The following is a 17,045-nucleotide window of genomic DNA, read 5'->3' on the forward strand; positions in this document are numbered from 1 at the left end:
TCTTTCCTCATCCTTTTTAGGTAGGCTGATTTTCATAGGCTTCTATGATTTTTGCAACTAGTGGGTGACGAACCACATCGCCGCTTTCAAGATACTGGAAATGGATGTTGCGGACACCTTTTAGAATCGTCTCAGCCGCAATCAATCCAGATTCTGCTCCCTTTGGCAAATCGATCTGCGTTTTATCTCCGGTGATGATCATTTTCGAACCGAAGCCAAGGCGCGTCAAGAACATTTTCATCTGCGCTTTGGTGGTATTCTGTGCTTCATCAAGAATGACAAATGCTTCGTCTAAAGTGCGCCCTCTCATGTAAGCGAGAGGGGCAATTTCTATGGTGCCGCGTTCGATCAAGCGATTGGTCTGCTCCAGCCCCAGTACATCGTGCAGGGAATCATACAGTGGACGCAGGTATGGGTCCACCTTCTCTTTCAGATCACCCGGCAAAAAGCCGAGACTTTCTCCCGCTTCTACGGCAGGACGTGTCAAAATAATTTTCTTCACTTGGCCGTTTTTCAATGCCTGCACGGCCATGACAACTGCCAGATAGGTTTTTCCTGTGCCGGCAGGTCCAATTCCAAATACCAGGTCTTTGCTTCGCACTGCGTGGATATAATGGCGTTGGCCAATCGTTTTAGCACGGATGGATCTGCCGTTGGCATTGCGTGCCACTTCTTCGTCATATAGTTCTGCAAAATATTCAATCGTGCCATTTTTGGCCATTTCGATAGCGGAAACAATATCACGCTGATCGATATTGATGTTTTTTCGAATTACCTTCAATAACTGTTCTATTAATAATCTCCCCGTCTGCCTGCCTTCTTCGGAACCGGATAATTTGATGACTTCACCACGGGTGATGATTTGAATGTCGAAAGCTTCTTCGATTAATGTTAAATGATTGTCTGATATCCCGAGCAGCTGAACCGCTTCATTTGGGTCTTTCACATGTAATTCGAGTAGGTTATTTTCTGTCATGTGGACGCTCCTTGGAATCGAGTATTTACTACTGTTTTCACTCTATCATTAAAGATAATCACTTGTAAAACATTTGTCTGATAATGGCCAGTACAAAAGATTTTCTCAGCCATGTCCCAGCTCCCCAGAATAACGATTGAACATCGACACCTAAATTAAATCATGCAATTTGTTTACATAATAATATTATTTATATAAATAAAAGTCGCCCAGTTTCCACTGGACGACTGCTGTTACCTTTTAGACTTTGGCGGCATTAAAATTTCCGCCATGATAATGCCTCTTCGGACGTCTTCACCACTTAATGGCAAAAGTTCATCAGTGCTTTTTACAGCCTGCGTTACAGCTGGCTCATTTTGTAAAACCCGCGCTTCCGATGCGGAAATAAGATCCTGTATTTCACTTTGTTTGTTTCGGGAAGTCACACGACGCTGCACTTCCTTGCGCGCTTCCCGAACCGGAGTCCGTTTAACAGCTTCTTCAGCTTTTCTCTTGACCTGTTCTGTTCGCTCAGGCTGTTGAGTTTTTTGATTCTGAAGTTCTCCATAAATTTCTTTCGCATAATCTTCTACTCGTTTGAACGTTCTTTGTCCGGAACGGTTGTCCCTACCAGTCGATTTTGGTGTCGAGACCGGCCTTGCCGGAGCATCATCAGCTGACTCCTTTTTCCCTTTACTGAAAAAAGCGCTTATCGCCATGATGACAAGTCCAAATATGAGAGCTTCCATACGACAAACCTCCCTTATGGTCAACGCCCATTATTTATCGTCGGATTTATCCATGCCTGTTTTCGAAATGGACTCTCGCATACCTGTATCCGCTTGGACATTCTTATAATTGACATAATCCATAACGCCGATATTTCCTGTGCGAAGCGCTTCGGACATTGCAAGCGGCACTTCCGCTTCCGCTTCCACAACTTTCGCTCTCATTTCCACAACTTTCGCTTTCATTTCCTGTTCGCTTGCTACGGCCATTGCGCGGCGCTCTTCAGCTTTAGCCTGTGCAATTTTCTTATCTGCTTCAGCTTGTTCTGTCTGCAATTCCGCTCCGATGTTTTTGCCGATATCAACGTCTGCGATATCAATCGATAGGATTTCAAATGCCGTACCAGAGTCCAAACCTTTCGATAGGACTGTCTGGGAAATCAAGTCCGGGTTTTCAAGAACTTTTTTGTGGCTCGTACTGGAACCGAGTGTCGAAACGATACCTTCACCCACACGGGCAACGATTGTTTCTTCACCTGCACCACCGACTAAACGGTCAATATTGGCACGAACTGTAATTCTGGCTTTTGCCTTAACTTCGATTCCATCCATCGCCACACCTGCAATAAATGGTGTTTCGATAACTTTCGGGTTAACGGACATTTGAACTGCTTCCAATACATCACGCCCTGCAAGGTCGATGGCTGCAGCACGTTCAAATGGCAATTCGATATTGGCGCGATGAGCCGCAATCAATGCATTGACGACGCGGTCAACGTTACCGCCGGCTAAGTAATGGCTTTCCAATTGATTGATGCTTACAGTCAATCCTGCTTTTGACGCTTTGATCAGCGGGTTTACAATCCGTGATGGAATAACTCGGCGCAATCTCATCCCGATCAGTGTAAAGATGCTGATTTTTACCCCTGCCGCTAATGCTGAAATCCATAAAGTGATTGGCACGAAAGTGAAGAAAATTGCCAAAATGATGATAATCCCTATTATTGCTGCACCTAAACCAATTGTTTCAAGTCCCATTCTCTTATTCCTCCTCTTGTTTTTCAAGTTCGCGAACAACAATTCGTGAACCTTCTACCTTGATTATCTTAACATCCTTTCCATTGTCGATAAACCTGCCTTCAGAGACGGCGTCGATGCGTTCGTCATCCAGCCGGATGGTACCGGATGGACGAAGTGCCGTCACTGAATGAGCAATCTTACCGACAAGTTCCGGGCGATTTGTAGTCGATACGTAACCATGTTCCGTATCGGTGGCATCAGTCAAGATAATCCGTTTGAACAAATCAAGCCGTTTACCAAAGAATTTCACTACAATCACCATCCCCACTGTTGCTACTATCATTGCAATTAGTACTGCTATGGCGGTGGTTTTCAGGTCCCCTCCCGCCAAAAGAATGCTGCCGAGAATGGCAGCTACTCCCAAGAATCCGGCGACACCGCCCGGGATGATGAACTCAGCCACCAAAAGCCCGAATCCGATAACCAATAGAATGATGGATTCGTAGCCAGCTAAGCCCGCCACCAGATGTCCATAAAAGAACAGCAGCAAAAAGGACAGGCCAATGAGTCCCGGAATTCCGACTCCCGGTGTAAACAATTCCAGCAGCAAGCCTAACCCCGCAAAAGATAGGAGAATCGGCACGACGATCGGATTGGTCAGAAAACGGGCCAGACTTTCCGAAAAAGTCTCATCGATCGTCACTACAGCGGCATCTTCAAAGCCCTTTAAAACAAGCAGTTCATCCAAGGAAGATACAGTTCCTTCCGAGTAACCCACCTGTTCGGCTTCTGTTGCACCGAGAGTCAATAGCTCCCCTTCGGCTAAGCCGAGTTCAGGCAGACTGATTGAGGCATCTGCCATAGCCAACGCATACTCCGGATTACGGTCTGCTGTCTCAGCTGCGCTTCTCATAGAAGCCAACCAAGCACTGTTCGCTTTATCAGCAGCTGCATTTCCGGACATGTCAATCACCTGTGCGGCTCCAATGCGGCCGTTGGGATGCATGTAAATTTCATCATTGTGCAAGGCCAGGAATGCACCTGCAGAAAGAGCATCCTGATTGATGAAAGCCAATGTCTCCAGTGAAGTTTTGTTTAACTGACGGGCAATGCCATCTGCCGCGTCCACAAATCCCCCCGGTGTATCTATTTCAAATATGATGGCTTCGGCTCCAGCGTCTTCCGCTTCTTCAATGCCCCGTTCGATAAAAGCCTGCAGTCCTCTTTCAACTTCATCTTCGATCGGTATGACATACACTGTCGAAGTGTCAGCCTGGATAGCCGGGAGCATGAGCAGAAACGATAACAGTAAAAGTCCAAAACCAATAAAGACTTTGACTCTGCTCAATTGGATCTCTCCTTTCGCATTACAAATTTACTGTTTGTATATATACGGATGAACAGGAATTAGGTTTCAACTTTCTGTTCCAGATGAATGGAGCCTAACAACTTGACGAGGAAGCTGTCATGGCACTTTAGTCGTGGTGGGTTTAGTGAGTGCCTGCTTGAGAAATGCATGCACAATTCCACTCACCCTATATAATCCCATTATAAAGGAAAGTATCTGGAATAACGAAAGAATGCGCTTACAAATGTGACAAATAGAAAAACCACCGACACGTTCAACGTGTCGATGGTTTAAGCTGGTCGTTCATATTTTTTAAAAGTCGATTATACTTCTTAAAGTCAATTAAAATTTACGTTTACGCGCAGCTTCTGATTTTAATTTACGTTTCACGCTCGGCTTATCATAATACTCGCGCTTTCTTACCTCTTGCATTGTTCCAGATTTAGAAACAGTGCGTTTGAAGCGGCGAAGAGCATCTTCAATCGATTCGTTTTTACGAACTGTAGTTTTTGACATCTCTTTTTCCCTCCCTCCGAACACACGTTGAAGCGAAGAACAACAAGTGTTATATACTCAGAAATTATACCGTATCCCCTAAAAAAGGTCAATAGTTAATAATCGGAATCTGAAGTTAGTCCCTGCATGATTTTCACGCCAGAGCTTGCTCCGATGCGTGTAGCTCCCGCTTCAATCATCGCTTCAACATCTTCCAGGCTGCGTACGCCGCCGGAAGCTTTCACTCCCAAATCAGGACCGACTGTCTGGCGCATCAATTTGACGTCCTCTACAGTTGCTCCACCAGTTGAGAAGCCAGTAGAAGTTTTAACAAAGTCAGCTCCCGCTTCTTTGGACAAGCGCGAAGCAGTGGCTTTTTCGTCGTCAGTCAGCAGGCAGGTTTCAAGGATCACTTTTACGATCGCTTTGCCTTTTGCCGCATTGACGACTGCTTCGATATCTTTTTTCACATGGTCGGTATTGCCGCTTTTCAATGCGCCGACGTTCAGGACCATATCAATTTCACCGGCGCCTTTTGAAATGGCGTCAGTCGTTTCAAAAGCTTTTGTTTCAGGAGTTGATGCCCCTAACGGGAATCCGATGACGGTGCATACTTTCACTCCGCTGCCGGCAAGCTCAGCTGCTGCAGTTTCAACCCATGTCGGATTGACACATACAGACGCGAACTTGTATTCAGCTGCTTCTTTGCACAATTGAACGACCTGGCTTTCTGTCGACTCGGGTTTCAGTAAAGTATGGTCAATATATGATGCAATGTTCGTCATGATTTAAAATCCCCATTCTATTAAAAAGTCATTTTGTCTATCAGGCAATTTCCCCCAACCGGGAAATGTCACTGCAGCTCAGTGCCCAGTAATTTTGATGATGTCCGGAACAAACTCTCAGCTCTATTCGAATTCACAGGAAATGGCGGCCAATGCATACAAAGGCGCCGTTTCTGTCCGCAGAATACGGGGGCCGAGAGAAGTGAAGATGGCTCCAGTGCTTTTCAGTGCGGCCACTTCCTTTTCAGAAATTCCACCTTCCGGACCAAAAATGATCAGGACTGAATCTTTATCATACAATGATTTCAAAATTTCAGCAAACCGCGTTCTGTCGCCTTCCCGCGCTTCTTCTTCATAAGCCACGATAATTGTGTCATAGGAAGAAGAAGCTTTGGCCAGCAATTGCTTGAAGCTATGGACACAATGTATTTCAGGGACATGTGTCCGGTGCGACTGCTCCGCTGCTTCCTTGGCGATCTTCTGGAGCCGTCCGATTTTTTTCTCGCTTTTGGAACTATCCCATTTTACGATGGAACGCTCTGCAGAAAATGGCAGCAGGGCATACATCCCGAGTTCGGTGGCTTTCTGGGTGATTAAATCCAGTTTGTCGCCTTTCGGCAATCCACAAGCGATCGTCACTTTTTTCGGCAGCTCCACCTGGATTTCCAGTATTTCACCCAACTCTACTTCCACATCAAAGTCAGCAGCCAGTATCTTTGCAAGATAAGCCTTGCCTTCCATGACCGCAATCAAGTAGTCTCCGGCCGTTTGGCGCATAACTTTGGCGATGTGCTTTGCATCATCGCCGGTTATCGCCACTATTCGATTTTCAGGAATCTTGCCTTCTATAAAATATCGCTGCATTGTGGCACCCCGTTATTCAGGTTTTTTTGAAATGATGGTTACCCAGTCTTCCATCATCATGACGTCTTCAATGACGAATCCGGAAGCTTCAAGAGCGTTTTTTACATCATTCTTTTTCGCTGCTATGATGCCTGATGTGATGTAGCGGCCACCCGGTTTAACGATGCCGAATGCGTCATCGGTAAATGACATGATGACTTCCGCCAGAATGTTGGCGACGACCACATCACCCGGCTGATCTATTTTATCGACCAGATTGCCTTCTTCCACCGTCACAATGTCCTGAACTTTATTCAGTTTGACATTGATGCCTGCTGCTTTCACAGCAATTTCATCCAAATCCAGCGCATAAACTTCTTTGGCGGACAACAATGCTGCTCCGATCGCCAATACCCCTGATCCCGTACCGATATCGATGACACGGTCGTCCGGCTGCACAATCTTCTCCAACGCCTGGAGGCTCATGACAGTGGTCGGATGGGTTCCTGTCCCGAACGCCATTCCCGGATCCAATTCGATGATCAATTCATCGCTCGATACCGGATTATATGTCTCCCATGTGGGAACAATCGTGAAACGTTTGGAAATTTTCACGGGATGGTAGTATTTCTTCCAGGATGTTGCCCATTCCTCTTCGTTCACTTCGCTGATGGTCACTTCGTTTTTGCCCAAGTTGATGTCGAATGCAACGAGGTTGTTGATCGCCGACTTGATGGCTTCTATCGTCTCGCCCAGGAAGCTGTTGACCGGCAAATAAGCTTTCAGAACAACTCCATCCACTGGAAAGTCTTCCGGATCCAGCGAATAGATTTCGCCGAAGCGATCTTCTCTTTCTTTCGTCAAGTCTTCTGAATCCTCAATGACTACACCACTTGCTCCTGCTTCATGCATAATATTGGAAACCGCTTCAATCGCTTCATTTGTCGTATGGATCGCCAGTTCTGACCATTTCAATTCTGCCCAGCTCCTTTTCGCTTCTACAGTCAGTAAGACCCCTGCTTTACGCAAGAGTCTTCTGTTTGTAAAATTTGAATTGCTTTAATTCACCACGAACAATGAACTCTTCATCCTTAACAGCTCGAATCATTCACCTTTGATGGTGCGTTTGATTTTTGCAAAAAGAGAGCTGCTGTGTTCTTCAGGGATATCACCGCTGATTTCAGCGAATTCACGCAGCAGCTGCTTTTGTTTTTCGCTCAGTTTTGTCTGTGTTTTGATGCGGACAATGACGTGTTGATCGCCGGTTCCGTAGCCATGGACATTTTTGACGCCTTTGCCTTTTAAGCGGAAACGCGCTCCACTTTGTGTACCAGCTGGAATCTTCAATTTCACTTTGCCGGAAATGGTCGGCACTTCAATTTCGTCACCCAAAGCAGCCTGTGGATAGGTGATCGAAATATCCAGGTAAATGTCATCGCCCTCCCGCTGGAATTGTTTATGCGGTCTTACGCGGAAAACGACATACAGATCTCCGGCAGGTCCCCCGTTGACACCCGGCGCGCCTTGGCCTGTAACACGCAATTGCTGGCCATCGTCGACACCCGCTGGAATGGTGACTTTGATTTTTTTGACTTTGCGCACTTTTCCTTCGCCATGGCAAGTCGTACATTTCTCTTCGATGATCTGACCGGTTCCTTCGCAATGCTGGCAGGCGCGGCGGTTGACCATACGGCCAAAAGGCGTGTCCTGCGTAACATTCATCTGGCCGGAGCCTTCACAATACGGACATGTTTTCTTCTTGGTTCCAGGTTTAGCACCAGAACCGTCACAAGTGTCACATGTCTCATCTTTCGGAATTTCAACTTCCGATTCTTTGCCGAATACGGCATCCATGAAATCGATGGTCATCGAGTATTGCAGATCATCGCCTTTGCGTGGAGCATTCGGGTCACGGCGTCTCGAACCGCCGCCAAAGAAGGTGCTGAAGATATCGTCGAAACCGAAACCATCGGCGCCGCTGAATCCGCCGCCAAAGCCCTGATTCGGATCCTGATGGCCGTATTGATCGTACTGTGCACGTTTCTGCTCATCGCTCAATACCTCATAGGCTTCTTTTACTTCCTGGAATTTCTCGGAAGCATTGGCTTCTTTATTGATATCCGGATGGAATTTTTTTGATAAAGTCCGGTAAGCTTTTCTGATCTCTTCTTTAGAAGCGGACTTGGATACGCCAAGTACTTCATAATAATCTCGCTTATTCATAAGTCACTCTCCCTCTAGCAATCAACTGTAATTGTACACGGTTTAAATCACTGTTGCAAAAACATTGAAAAAGCCAAAGCATGTTGCTTTGCTTTGACTTTTCAAGGTCTTACTTTTTATCATCATTTACTTCTTCGAATTCAGCGTCAACTACATCGTCGTTGCCTGGGGCTGCGCCTTCTTCTTGTCCGGCTTGCTGAGCTGCTGCTGCCTGCTCATAAGCTTTCATCGAAAGGCCTTGCAGAATTTCCTGAAGTTTGTCTTTCTTCTCACGGATGTCTTCACTATTGTCCGACTCCAATGCCGCTTTCAGTTCGTCGCGTGCATCTTCTGCTTGTTTTTTCTCTTCTTCAGAAACAACTTCACCAAGATCAGTGATTGTTTTGTCAGTTGTGAAGACAGCTTGGTCCGCTTCGTTGCGAAGTTCCACTTCTTCTTTCACTTTCGCATCCGCTTCTGCATTTTCTTCCGCTTCTTTGATCATGCGTTCGATCTCGTCGTCAGTCAATGAAGTGTTGGATTGAATCGTGATGGTCTGCTCTTTTTGCGTTCCAAGATCTTTCGCTTTAACGCTGACGATACCGTTTTTGTCGATATCGAAGCTTACTTCGATTTGTGGCACGCCGCGTGGTGCTGGCGGGATATCAGCCAATTGGAAACGGCCAAGCGTTTTGTTGGCTGCTGCCATCGGGCGCTCCCCTTGCAATACATGGATATCTACAGCCGGCTGGTTGTCAGCGGCAGTTGAGAATGTCTGTGATTTTGAAGTCGGGATCGTTGTGTTGCGCTCGATCAATTTTGTGAACACGCCACCCATTGTTTCAATACCAAGTGATAATGGTGTCACGTCCAATAGTACAACATCTTTAACATCACCAGTCAAAACGCCGCCCTGAACCGCAGCACCCATTGCTACCACTTCATCCGGGTTAACGCCTTTATGCGGATCTTTTCCTGTTTCTTTCTTGACAGCTTCCTGTACAGCCGGGATACGAGTAGATCCACCGACAAGGATGACACGGTCAAGTTCAGAAGCTGAAACTCCTGCATCTTTCAATGCCTGGCGAGTTGGCCCCATTGTGCGTTCGACCAATGAAGAAGTCAATTCATCGAATTTAGCACGACTCATTGTAACTTCCAGGTGAAGCGGTCCGGCTTCTCCTGCAGTGATGAACGGTAATGAGATTTGAGTTGAAGAAACACCTGAAAGGTCTTTTTTCGCTTTTTCAGCAGCATCTTTCAAGCGCTGAGTAGCCATTTTGTCTTTCGACAAATCGATGCCGTTTTCTTTCTTGAATTCCTGCACCAAATAATCGATGATCAATTTATCGAAATCATCGCCGCCCAGACGGTTATCGCCGGCAGTGGATTTTACTTCGAAAACGCCATCGCCAAGCTCAAGGATCGATACGTCGAACGTACCGCCGCCAAGATCATAGACAAGAACCGTTTCATCTTTGTCCATTTTATCCAAGCCGTATGCAAGTGCTGCTGCAGTCGGCTCGTTGATGATCCGTTCCACTTCAAGGCCTGCGATGCGTCCAGCGTCTTTCGTAGCCTGGCGCGCTGCGTCGTTGAAATAAGCAGGAACTGTGATAACCGCTTTTGTTACTTTTTCGCCAAGATATTCTTCAGCGTATCCTTTAATGTACTGAAGAATCATTGCAGATACTTCCTGAGGCGTGTATTCCTTGCCTTCAGCTGTCACTTTTTCCTGTGTACCCATCAATCGTTTTACAGACTGGATGGTGTTCGGGTTCGTGATCGACTGGCGTTTTGCCACTTCGCCGACTTGGCGTTCACCGTTTTTGAAAGCTACAACAGAAGGTGTTGTACGGTTGCCCTCTGGGTTTGGAATGATTTTTGGTTCGCCGCCTTCTAGAATTGCGACTGCTGAGTTTGTTGTACCTAAGTCAATACCGATAATTTTGCTCATTAAGAATTCCTCCAATAATTTTTATTCGTTTACTTTTACCATTGCCGGACGAAGTACTCGTCCTTTTAGGACATAGCCTTTTTGCAATTCCTGCAGAACAGTTCCTGCTTCAGCTGAATCATCTTTTTCCTGCATGACCGCCTGATGGAAATTCGGATCGAATGGTTCGCCCACAGCTTTGATTTCTTCCAGGCCTTCCCGGTTTACTGCTTCGATCAGGGATTTTTGTACCATCTCGACGCCTTTTAATAGGGAAGCGGATTCTTCACTGGTGGTTTGGAGCGATAATGCGCGCTCGAAATTGTCCAGTACCGGCAGGATATCCGACAGCAAGGATTGCGAGCGGAACTTATTGGCCATTTCTTTGTCTATTTGAGTACGCCGTTTGAAATTATCATAATCGGCCAATAGGCGCAAATATTTGTTTTGCTCTGCTTCAAGCTGTTTGCGAAGTTCTTCAGTTTCGTCAACTGTTTCTTCTTGTTCCTGATCAGCAGTAAGGTCGATTTCCGGAGTTTCCGAGTCAGCGAATTCCGCTTGCTCTTCCGTAACCGTTTCAGTGACAGGCTCTTTTGCAGCCATATCTTCAGCTACTTCTTGTTCTTCGGTTTTTAATGGTTCCTTTTTTTTAGACAAATCTATTCCTCCTTTGTTCACGTTCCTTTGAATATACGGGTCAGCTCTTTCGATAAATCGCCGCTCAATAGATCCAATATGGATACGATGCGTTTATAATCCATCCGTTTCGGACCGACTATAGCGATCGAACCCGTCTGTTCTTCTCCGATATCATACGACACCGTAATGACACTGCAGTCTTCCATTGCCGACAGCGTGTTTTCCGAGCCGATTCGAATGTGGAGGCCTTGGCTTCCTACTGGCAGGATCATCGGAATGTGCTTGGCTTCTTCCATAACATCCATCAAATCCCTGATCTTTTGAAGATCGTGGAAATCCGGCTGTTTCAGGATGTTGAGCTTTCCGCCGTAATAGATGTTTTCATCATCATGCGGCAGTAAAACCGCTTGTCTGAACGTATGGAACAGTTCGCCATAACGTTCTACATGCTGCTTTAAAATCGTCAAGGTCTCTTGTTCGAGCCGCAGATGCAGATTGTTCAGCGATACCCCGACCAGCCGTTCGTTGAGGATATTCGCCATTTTTTCTATATCCGACGGGTTGAGCCCCGGCGGAATGGAAAATACCCGATTTTCCACATGACCCGAATCGGTTACGATAATCGCAACCGCCGCGTCCTGCGTCAATGGCACGATCGACAATTTCTTGACGATATGCCTGCGCACATCAGGACCCAGTAAAATGGACGTGTAATTGGTCAATTCCGAAAGGATCATTGCAGAGCGTTTAATGACTTCTTCAGTCTCTGTCAGTTTTTCTTCGAAAATTGAGCGCAATTGCACGATGTCCTGCTGCGGCAACGGCCTTGGCGTCAACAGATGGTCGACGTAATAGCGATACCCTTTTTCGGAAGGAATGCGTCCGGAAGACGTATGTGTTTTTTCCAAAAAGCCCATCCCTTCCAAATCCGCCATTTCATTGCGGATCGTCGCCGGACTGAAAGGAATTTCGGGTTTCTTGGAGAGTTGGTTCGATCCCACCGGCTGAGCTGATTGAATATAATCATCCACTGTCACCTTTAAGATGAGCAGTTGCCGTTCTGTTAACATGATCATCACCTCTGTTAGCACTCTAAGTACCCGAGTGCTAATACTACATTTAAATTAACAAATATAATGAGCGATGTCAACGGAAGAGCTTTATGCCAATAAAAATTGTTCAAAAACTTCGTTGCCGACGAAGCGGCCTTTTCTGGTCAGACGGATAAAGTCACCGGCAATCTCCAGATTTTTCTTGGCGATTTCTTTTTCCAATATAGCGCCATATACGTCCTGTATCGGTTTTTCGAATTTCTCTTGGAAATGCAGCAAGGAAACGCCGGACGTTTTCCGGAGACCCAAAAACATCTCTTCTTCCATCTTTTCATGGACCGGCACTTCATGGGTATTGAGGATCGGCCGTTCGCCTCTATCCAGCGGTTCCATGTATTTCTTCAACGGACCGGCATTCGAATAACGGGCGCCATCCACGTAGCCATGGGCACCGGCACCGACGCCGATGTATTCGACATTGTCCCAATACAATAAATTATGGTGCGACTCATGCCCTGGACGCGCAAAGTTGGAGATTTCGTATTGCTTCAACCCCCGTTTGTCCATTTCATTCATCAGCTTTTCATACATATCAGCTTCCAGATCTTCCGTTACGGTATTGAGTTTGCCTTTGGTCATCAAATTATAGAAAACCGTCTTCGGTTCAATAATCAAAGAATACGCAGAAAAATGCGGCAAGTCGAAAGCGAATGCCTGCTCGAGCGTGTCGTCCCATTGCTGCATGCTCTGCCCAGGCAAGCCATACATCAAATCAAAGCTCAAATTCTCGAAGCCGACCAAACGGGCTGAATCGACCGCGCGTTTGACGTCTGAATTGCTATGGGTCCGGCCAAGCCGTTTCAACAGGTCTTCATCGAATGATTGGACGCCCATGCTTAAGCGATTGACGCCTCCGTCAAACAACACCTGCATCTTCTCTTTGGTCAGTTCATCGGGATTGGCTTCTGAGGTCCATTCCAGGTCGGCAGCCATCGGCACATAGCGATGGATATAGCCAAGCAGCTTCTCCAATTGGGCAGGCGTCAGGGACGTCGGCGTGCCCCCTCCAAGGAAAATCGTTTCCAGCGGCTGATCGAGTGCTCCCTGTTGTTTCCATAAAGCCAATTCTTTGCCTACTGAATCGATGTAGGCATCCACTGGCTGGTCTTTGAAAAAGACTTTATTGAAATCGCAGTAAAAACAGATTTGGTGGCAGAATGGAATATGGATGTACAATCCTTTTACCATTTTATTTCCTCTTTTCTAATAAGAAAAGGAGGCTGAAATTCCCGCCTCCTTTTTTTCGTTTATTTTGATTGGTCGTCCATTTTCAGGATCGCCATGAAGGCTTCTTGGGGAACTTCAACAGATCCGACCTGCTTCATGCGCTTCTTACCTTCTTTTTGCTTATCAAGAAGTTTCCGCTTACGGGAAATGTCTCCCCCGTAACATTTAGCAAGGACGTTTTTACGCATGGCGCTGATGGTCTGGCGCGCAACGATCTTCTGGCCGATAGCGGCTTGGATCGGCACTTCAAACTGCTGGCGCGGAATCAAGTTCTTCAATTTATCGACGATGACTTTGCCGCGTTCATAGGCGAAGTCACGGTGAACGATGAAACTGAGAGCATCGACCTGCTCCGAATTAAGCAGAATATCCATCTTCACGAGTTTCGACTCTTTATAGCCGATCAACTCATAATCGAAAGAGGCGTATCCTTTTGTGCCGGATTTTAATTGATCGAAGAAATCGTAGACAATCTCCGCCAGCGGCAACTCATAAATGATGCTGACACGTGAATTATCCAGATAATCCATCGTCAGGAAATTTCCGCGTTTTTTCTGGCATATTTCCATAACAGCACCGACATAATCATTCGGTACCATGATCGTTGCTTTGACATAAGGTTCTTCTACATAATCGATTTTTTGTGCATCAGGCATCATGGCCGGGTTATCGATTTTAAGAACTTCTTCATCCGTCATATGGACATTGTAGATAACACTTGGTGCAGTGGTGATCAGGTCGATATTAAACTCGCGTTCAATCCGCTCCTGAATAATTTCCATATGCAATAAACCAAGGAAACCACAGCGATAGCCGAAGCCCAGCGCTTGGGAAGATTCCGGTTCAAACTGAAGTGCCGCATCATTCAATTCCAATTTTTCGAGTGCATCACGCAAGTCATTGTATTTTGACGTATCAATCGGATAAAGTCCGCAATAAACCATCGGATTCAAACGGCGGTATCCTGGCAATGCTTCCGATGCCGGTTTTCTTGCATGAGTGATGGTATCACCCACCGGTGCATCACCCACATTTTTGATGGCAGCCGTCAGGAATCCTACATCTCCAACCGTCAATTCCTCCCGGAGCGTGGCTCTCGGTGTGAACACTCCTGCTTCGATAACTTCAAACTCTTTATCGCTGGACATCATTTTGATTGTGTCGCCAGGCTTGACCGTTCCTTCAACAATACGGATATACGAAACGATTCCACGATACGGATCATAAAGCGAGTCGAAAATCATCGCTTTTAACGGCGCACTCGGGTCACCTGTAGGTGCTGGTATTTTTTCAACGATTTGTTCAAGGATCTCTTCGATTCCAATACCCGCTTTCGCCGAAGCAAGAACGGCTTCAGAGGCATCGAGTCCGATAACTTCTTCCACTTCCTGCCGTACGCGCTCAGGATCTGCAGCAGGCAAATCGATTTTATTGATGACCGGTAAAATTTCAAGGTCATTATCCAAGGCTAAATAAACATTCGCCAACGTTTGGGCTTCTATGCCTTGTGCAGCATCAACGACCAAAACGGCGCCTTCACAGGCAGCAAGGCTGCGTGAGACTTCGTAAGTGAAATCGACGTGCCCGGGTGTGTCTATCAAATGCATGATATACGTTTCGCCGTCTTTTGCTGTGTAATTTAATTGGACAGCGTTTAATTTGATTGTGATGCCGCGTTCACGTTCCAAATCCATAGAATCAAGCAGCTGCTCTTTCATTTCCCTAGAGGTAAGGGCGTTTGTTCTTTCCAGTATACGGTCGGCAAGCGTAGATTTCCCGTGATCGATATGGGCGATGATCGAAAAATTACGTATTTTGCTTTGACGCGCTAATCTCTGTTCTTGGTTCATGGTCCACACTCCTATACAAACTACTATGAATTATAGCAGTACCACGGCCATTGAGCAATGAAAGCTCCCGAATTCATTTCACTGTCAAGGAAAACTTCTTTGCATGTATCTATTGCATTCTTTCCGTCGATTTGATAAAATAACTCATGTTGTATAGAGACATTAAAGAGTTGGGATAATTTCCTCTCTTTCTTATTTGTCTAGGAGGTGAAAGATATGCCAAACATTAAATCTGCAATCAAACGTGTGCGCACGAACGAAACGAAAAACGCTCAAAACTCACATGTGAAATCAGCAATGCGTTCATCTGTTAAGAAAGCTGAAACTGCTTTGACTAACAAAGACGATAACGCTAGCGATTCTGTTAAAGCGGCGATTAGACAGGTAGAAAAAGCTGCTTCTAAAGGCTTGATCCACAGAAACACTGCATCCCGTAAAAAAGCTCGCTTGATGAAACAAGCGTAAAACCTTAAAAAAGCCGGTTCCTTTAGAGGAACCGGCTTTTTTCTATTCTTTTCAGCGTTTCATCTGTCCCGCACGCTTCATGATAAAGAATTCGAGGATGCGGTCACGGTTGCCGCTGACTGTTTTCAGCTGCAAGTCGATCGCCGCCAAATCACCGAGCACCTGCAATAGCCGTTGTTCGGAAATCTGCTGACGTTTTTCCACCAGCAGCTTGACCCGGTAAGGATGGGCTTTCAATTGCTTGGAAATCTGCTGGGCATGATAGCCCTTTTTCTGCAGATAATAGACTTGGATCATAAATCGGATCTGCGAAGCCAGCAAAGCCGTCAGCGCGACGGGCTCTTCCTTTTGCCGCAGCAAATCGTAATAGACGCTGAGCGCCCCGCTGACGTCGCCATCCAAATAGGACTGCAGCATTTTGAAGGCATCCTGTTCGAGGGTCCGTGCCGTCATCCCCTCTACAAGCTCCACTGTGATATTTCCTTCAGCTGCGCCGAGGTAAAGGGACATCTTTTCGATTTCCGAAGACAACAGCGTCAGATTCGTGCCGGCCATCTCCATCAGTTTTTGGGCGGCCTTCAAATCGATGCCCTTGCCGAAACTTTTCGCTTCGTGCATCAGCCAACTTTCGAGGTCATTCGTCTGCAGCGATTTCGCTTCCACCAAAACGGTGTGTTGCTTCATCAGCTTGGTCACTTTTTTCCGTTCGTCCAATTTTTCATAAGGCGCCACGAAAATTGTGACCGAGCTGCCTGGCGGATGTTCCAACCAGGCTTCCAATGCCTTCAGGTCATGATTGATTTTTTCTTTGCCGCGTTCTGCCGCTTTCAGGAACGATGCGTTCCGCGCAATGATCAGTTTGCGGTCACTGAAGAATGGAATGGTATCTGCCTCATCGATGACATGTTCGACAGGCACTTCATCCAAATCGAAAAAAGTCAGCTCCAATTCGCCGCCACCCGTTAATTTATCTTTTAATAAATCCAAAGTTTTTTCGATAAAATAGCTTTCTGTTCCTACAATGAGATAAACAGGGTCTATTTGTCCGCTGCGTATGGATTTCCACACGGAAGTAATCATCTTATCAGCCTCCCCTCTCTCTACTATATCGGATTTTTGCCGCTTTGGGTATTTGACAGTTATGTGTCAACGCACAATTTCATCTCTTTATGTCCACTTCAATCTAGATTTTTGCGTTGTCTTCGCTTATAATTAGAAGGAATTAGGAGGGATTTCAATGAATGAATTTGAACAGAATGTACAGTCCAAACGTAACGATGCAATCGACGCGGGTATGGGCTTCGTCGTATCCTTTGGATTTTTCGCCCTTATCTTTATCATCGCTGGACTTGTACAGTTTGCAGCACGGTAATTAAATCAAAAAAGGTTCCAGGTCATCTGACCCGGAACCTTTTTTTGTTGGTCTGCGCTTTTCTCATT

General features: G+C 46.2%; 17 protein-coding genes. 2 read left to right on the top strand and 15 right to left on the bottom strand.

Features of this window, described 5'->3' with window-relative positions:
• Positions 1-16 precede the first annotated feature (16 nt).
• From K8U60_RS09995 to lepA, 14 genes are all read right to left on the bottom strand, one after another.
• Positions 17-976 (bottom strand): PhoH family protein, encoded by a 960-nt coding sequence (locus K8U60_RS09995; RefSeq protein WP_223638013.1) that lies wholly within the window; start codon positions 974-976, stop codon positions 17-19.
• Between the two features lie 233 nt (positions 977-1,209).
• Positions 1,210-1,704, bottom strand: a complete 495-nt coding sequence (locus K8U60_RS10000) for a hypothetical protein (RefSeq protein WP_223638016.1) — start codon at positions 1,702-1,704, stop codon at positions 1,210-1,212.
• Between the two features lie 30 nt (positions 1,705-1,734).
• Positions 1,735-2,721: a flotillin-like protein FloA gene (floA, locus tag K8U60_RS10005; RefSeq protein WP_223638019.1), complete on the bottom strand. Its 987-nt coding sequence runs from the start codon at positions 2,719-2,721 to the stop codon at positions 1,735-1,737.
• Between the two features lie 4 nt (positions 2,722-2,725).
• The gene (locus K8U60_RS10010; protein WP_223638022.1) at positions 2,726-4,051 is read right to left on the bottom strand and encodes an NfeD family protein; all 1,326 of its coding nucleotides are present in this window, start codon (positions 4,049-4,051) and stop codon (positions 2,726-2,728) included.
• Positions 4,052-4,393: 342 nt separating this feature from the next.
• A complete protein-coding gene (gene rpsU / locus K8U60_RS10015) occupies positions 4,394-4,567 on the bottom strand; it encodes a 30S ribosomal protein S21 (protein WP_006828698.1) in 174 nt (57 codons plus the stop codon).
• Between the two features lie 95 nt (positions 4,568-4,662).
• Entirely contained in the window at positions 4,663-5,331 is a 669-nt protein-coding gene (gene deoC / locus K8U60_RS10020; RefSeq protein ID WP_223638024.1) for a deoxyribose-phosphate aldolase, read from the bottom strand.
• 123 nt (positions 5,332-5,454) lie between these two features.
• Positions 5,455-6,195: a 16S rRNA (uracil(1498)-N(3))-methyltransferase gene (locus K8U60_RS10025; protein WP_223638027.1), complete on the bottom strand. Its 741-nt coding sequence runs from the start codon at positions 6,193-6,195 to the stop codon at positions 5,455-5,457.
• Between the two features lie 12 nt (positions 6,196-6,207).
• On the bottom strand, positions 6,208-7,149 hold the full coding sequence (gene prmA / locus K8U60_RS10030; protein WP_223638030.1) for a 50S ribosomal protein L11 methyltransferase: 942 nt from the start codon (positions 7,147-7,149) through the stop codon (positions 6,208-6,210).
• A gap of 129 nt (positions 7,150-7,278) precedes the next feature.
• Entirely contained in the window at positions 7,279-8,397 is a 1,119-nt protein-coding gene (dnaJ, locus tag K8U60_RS10035; protein WP_223638033.1) for a molecular chaperone DnaJ, read from the bottom strand.
• 109 nt (positions 8,398-8,506) lie between these two features.
• Positions 8,507-10,333 (bottom strand): molecular chaperone DnaK, encoded by a 1,827-nt coding sequence (gene dnaK, locus K8U60_RS10040; RefSeq protein ID WP_223638035.1) that lies wholly within the window; start codon positions 10,331-10,333, stop codon positions 8,507-8,509.
• A gap of 21 nt (positions 10,334-10,354) precedes the next feature.
• On the bottom strand, positions 10,355-10,969 hold the full coding sequence (grpE, locus tag K8U60_RS10045; RefSeq protein WP_298830295.1) for a nucleotide exchange factor GrpE: 615 nt from the start codon (positions 10,967-10,969) through the stop codon (positions 10,355-10,357).
• Between the two features lie 17 nt (positions 10,970-10,986).
• Entirely contained in the window at positions 10,987-12,021 is a 1,035-nt protein-coding gene (gene hrcA, locus K8U60_RS10050) for a heat-inducible transcriptional repressor HrcA (protein WP_223638037.1), read from the bottom strand.
• A 90-nt stretch (positions 12,022-12,111) separates the two neighbouring features.
• Positions 12,112-13,251 carry a radical SAM family heme chaperone HemW gene (gene hemW / locus K8U60_RS10055; RefSeq protein WP_223638039.1) on the bottom strand — a complete coding sequence of 380 codons (1,140 nt, stop codon included), beginning with the start codon at positions 13,249-13,251 and terminating at the stop codon, positions 12,112-12,114.
• 59 nt (positions 13,252-13,310) lie between these two features.
• Positions 13,311-15,140 (bottom strand): translation elongation factor 4, encoded by a 1,830-nt coding sequence (lepA, locus tag K8U60_RS10060; RefSeq protein ID WP_223638042.1) that lies wholly within the window; start codon positions 15,138-15,140, stop codon positions 13,311-13,313.
• Positions 15,141-15,356: 216 nt separating this feature from the next.
• Here lepA and rpsT point away from each other — a divergent pair, with 216 nt between their 5' ends.
• A complete protein-coding gene (gene rpsT, locus K8U60_RS10065; protein ID WP_223638044.1) occupies positions 15,357-15,605 on the top strand; it encodes a 30S ribosomal protein S20 in 249 nt (82 codons plus the stop codon).
• A 51-nt stretch (positions 15,606-15,656) separates the two neighbouring features.
• Here the strand turns inward: rpsT and holA are convergent, their stop codons facing one another.
• Positions 15,657-16,685 (bottom strand): DNA polymerase III subunit delta, encoded by a 1,029-nt coding sequence (gene holA, locus K8U60_RS10070; protein WP_223638047.1) that lies wholly within the window; start codon positions 16,683-16,685, stop codon positions 15,657-15,659.
• A gap of 157 nt (positions 16,686-16,842) precedes the next feature.
• Between holA and K8U60_RS10075 the strand changes: the two genes are divergently transcribed.
• Positions 16,843-16,977: a YqzM family protein gene (locus K8U60_RS10075; RefSeq protein ID WP_008431587.1), complete on the top strand. Its 135-nt coding sequence runs from the start codon at positions 16,843-16,845 to the stop codon at positions 16,975-16,977.
• The last annotated feature ends 68 nt before the right edge of the window (positions 16,978-17,045 follow it).

Origin of the sequence: Planococcus circulans, from assembly GCF_020023385.1 — a bacterium.
Taxonomy (GTDB): domain Bacteria; phylum Bacillota; class Bacilli; order Bacillales_A; family Planococcaceae; genus Planococcus.